General features: G+C 69.1%; 2 protein-coding genes. Both read left to right on the top strand.

Translation table 11 applies throughout. The features are described 5' to 3' along the window. The first annotated feature begins 163 nt into the window (after window positions 1–163). Window positions 164–640 (top strand): hypothetical protein, encoded by a 477-nt coding sequence (locus tag AC559T_RS09345; protein WP_498868474.1) that lies wholly within the window; start codon window positions 164–166, stop codon window positions 638–640. A gap of 2 nt (window positions 641–642) precedes the next feature. Then, the coding region (locus tag AC559T_RS09340) for a phage tail tape measure protein (RefSeq protein WP_498868473.1) at window positions 643–3,399 on the top strand (2,757 nt) is incomplete at its 3' end.

Raw genomic sequence — 3,399 nt, 5'->3', positions numbered from 1 at the left:
CTAGCCGAGCGGTCGACGCTCGGCCCCCTGACGCGCACTGGTGGCGGTGCGCCCCGCCTCGTCTGTGGTGGCGCGAGGCGGGAGACAGCCCAGCCGCACCGGCGTTGACGGTCGCCGGTGCGGCCGGGCTGTCGACCTCACCAGCCGCCCCCGAGAGGCCCCCATGTCCGCACAGCCCGTTCTCGCCGTCGGCCTCGAGGTGACGCCGACACGGTCCCACCTCGGCCAGCTCAGCCGCATCCGCGCGCACTCCCGGTCCGGCTGCCGACTCGAGGTCACCTTCCCCACGGTCGGCGACGCGCCGCCGGTGGAGTGCTGGACGTGGACGCGGGGCGGCGACCGGCTCGGCGACGAACTCGACATTCTCATCGGCTTCTACCGGCTCACCGTCGCGGACCTGTTCGCCGCCGCCGACGAGCACAGGGTCGTCAGCTACGACGGATCCATCCGGGTCGCCGAGATCCGCCTCGCCCCGATCATGGCCGCCATCCGCGGCCGGGTCCGCGCCGACCGGTTCGTCCGCGCGGCCACCGCCGGCGTGCTGGCTACCAAGCCCCCCGACACCGCGGACCTGGTCACCTTCGGCCCCACGCGGGCCCTCGCGGTCAGCGCCCACGCCCAGCAGCAGGAAGCCGCGTAGCCATGGCCACCAACCTTCTCGGCTCCGCGTACGTCCGGATCGTCCCCAAGATCGAGGGGTTCGGCCGGGTCGGCGAGGAGATGACCCGGCAGATCCGCGCCTCCGTGGGCGAGGCGATGCGGCTCAACGAGCAGTTCGCCGACACGACCCGCACCGCCCGGCAGGCCGCCGGCGACGTCGGTGGGATCGGAGACGCCGCCCGCGCCGCAGCAGGGGACGCCGCCCAGCTCGCCGGACAACTCGAGGAGGCCGGCAGGGAAGGCGAGCAGGCCGCCGAACGCACCGAGTCCGGGTGGAAGTCCGCGTTCGGGAAGATCGGCGGCGGTGCGAAGACCGCGTTCGCCGGCGTGGGCGTGGCCGCGGGGACCGCGTTCGCCGTCGGCCTCAACCAGGCCATGGAGGCCCAGGCCGGCGGCGCCAAGCTCGCCGCCCAGCTCGGCCTCGACGCCAAGGCCGCCGCCTCCGCATCCCGGGTTACCGCCAAGATCTACGGCGACGCCTGGGGCGACTCGATGGAGAGCGTTTCCGAGGCGGTCCGGGGCGTCTACACCAACATCGGCGAAGGCAACGAGCAGTGGCTCCGCGACACCGCCGAGAAAGCGACCGCGGTAGCGGACATCTGGGGCTCGGATATCGGCGAGGTCACCGCCGCCGTCGGTCAGATGCTCAATACCGGAATGGCCCGGTCGGCTGATGAGGCGTTCGACATCATCGCCTCCGGATTCCAGAACGGGAACGACAAGGCCGGCGACTTCCTCGCCACCCTGAACGAGTACTCCACCCAGTTCCGCCGGGTCGGTATCGACGGGGCGACCGCTTCCGGGCTGATCACACAGGCGATGCAGGCCGGCGCCCGCGACAGCGACCAGGTCGCGGACGCCCTCGGCCAGTTCGGCGAGCTCGCGCTCGGCGGGAGTACCGCCGTCAGGGACGCCTTCGCGTCCATCGGGGTCAACGCCGACGACATGGCCGCGAAGATCGGACGGGGTGGCCCGGCCGCCGCGAGCGCCCTCCAGACCACGCTGAACGCCCTACGCAACACCGGCGACCAGCAGGTCCGCCTGAACGCACAGACTGCCCTGTTCGGCGATCCGGGCGCCGTCATGGGTGCCGCCCTGACCGCCATGAATCCGGCAGCGATAGCCGCCGCGGGTGGGATCGACAGCCTCGCCGGGTCGATGGACAAGTCGATGCAGGCGATGGAGGGATCCGCCTCACGCTCCGTCGAGTCGATCAAACGGCAGTTCCTCGGCGGCCTGGGGAACATCGCCGCCACCGTCCTCCCGCCGCTCACCGCTGGCCTGTCGAAGGTGGGCGAGGCGGTAGGCCCGGCGTTCGGCAACCTCAAAGAGACCGTCGGTGGGGTCGTCTCCGACCTCCTACCCAAGATCCGGGACTTCGGCGAGTCGATCCAACCGGGCGTACAGGCCATCGCCGACTTCGCGACCAACAGCGCATGGCCTGCCCTCCAAGACCTCGGCGTGATCTTCCAAGGGCTCTGGGATGACATCCAACCCGTCGCCGAGATCGTCCGCGACGTCCTGGTTGTCCAGTTCAACGCGATCTGGTCCGTCATCTCCAACCAGCTCGGCCCCGCCCTCACCGGCCTGACCGGATTCATCCGCGACAACCAGACCCTCATCAAGAGCCTCGCCGTGGCCGTAGGCGCCGGCGTGGCGGCCTTCTACGCCTACAAGGGCGCCGTCGCCGCCGTGGAAACAGCCCAGTGGATCTGGCGGACCCGAACGCTCCTGACGCAGGCGGTCATGGTCGGGTTCCGGGGCGCCATAGCGGCGGTACGAGGCGGGATGCTCGCCCTCCGGGCGACGATGGCCGCGAACCCGCTCGGTGTCGCCCTCATCGCGATCGCCGCCCTGGTCGCCGGCTTCATCTACGCCTACAAGCACAGCGAGACGTTCCGCAACATCGTCAACGCCGTGTTCACCACGATCCGCGACGTCGTCATGAGCGTGCTCGGCGTGGTGAAGGATTTCTTCATCGGCGCGTGGAACGTCATGTACTCAGTCGGCTCCGCGGTCGTGAACGGCATCAAGGACGCGGTGTCCACCGCCTGGAACGTCATCAAGACTGTGACGTCGTTCGTCTGGGACGCGATCAAGTTCTACTTCCAGACGTGGTGGCTGGTCATCTCCACCGTTTTCACCACCGCCATCGACGTTGTCAAGGCCGTCGTGTCCGGCGCCTGGGATGCGATCAAGTTCGTGACGTCCCTGGTCTGGGACGGGATCAAGCTGTACTTCCAGCTCTGGTGGCTCGTCCTGTCCACCGCCTTCCGCACGGCCGTCGACATCATCCGCGCCGTCATCACCGGCGCCTGGGACGCCATCCGCACTGTCACCTCCACCGTGTGGGACGGGATCAAACTGATCTTCACCACGGCGGTCAACGGCATCAAGACCACCGCCGAGACCGTCATGAACACGGTCAAGGGCGGATTCGACACGGCGCTGGGTGCCATCAAGACGGCCTTCCAGACGACCGTCGACGGCATCAAGACGATCTGGGAGGGGATCAAGAAGGCCGCCGGCGTGCCAGTCAACTTCGTCATCGGCACCGTCTACAACAACGGAATCAGGAAGGCGTTCAACTTCGTCGCCAAACTTCTCCCCGGAGTGGACGAACTCCCCGAGGCCGGCATGATCCAGCTCCGCAGCGGTGGTCGCCTTCCCGGCTACGGCGGCGGGGACATTCTCCCGGCCCTGCTCGAGCCGGGCGAGGCCGTTGTGCCGAAGCACCTC

The sequence above is a fragment of the Frankia sp. Hr75.2 genome (assembly GCF_949319125.1).
In the GTDB taxonomy this organism is placed as follows: Bacteria; Actinomycetota; Actinomycetes; order Frankiales; family Frankiaceae; genus Parafrankia; species Parafrankia soli.
This window is presented reverse-complemented; position numbering and strand designations above follow the sequence as displayed.

Coding starts and splice junctions, on each gene's coding strand:
- AC559T_RS09345 (WP_498868474.1), top strand. CDS start 164: ATGTCCGCACAGCCCGTTCTCGCCGTCGGCCTCGAGGTGACGCCGACA.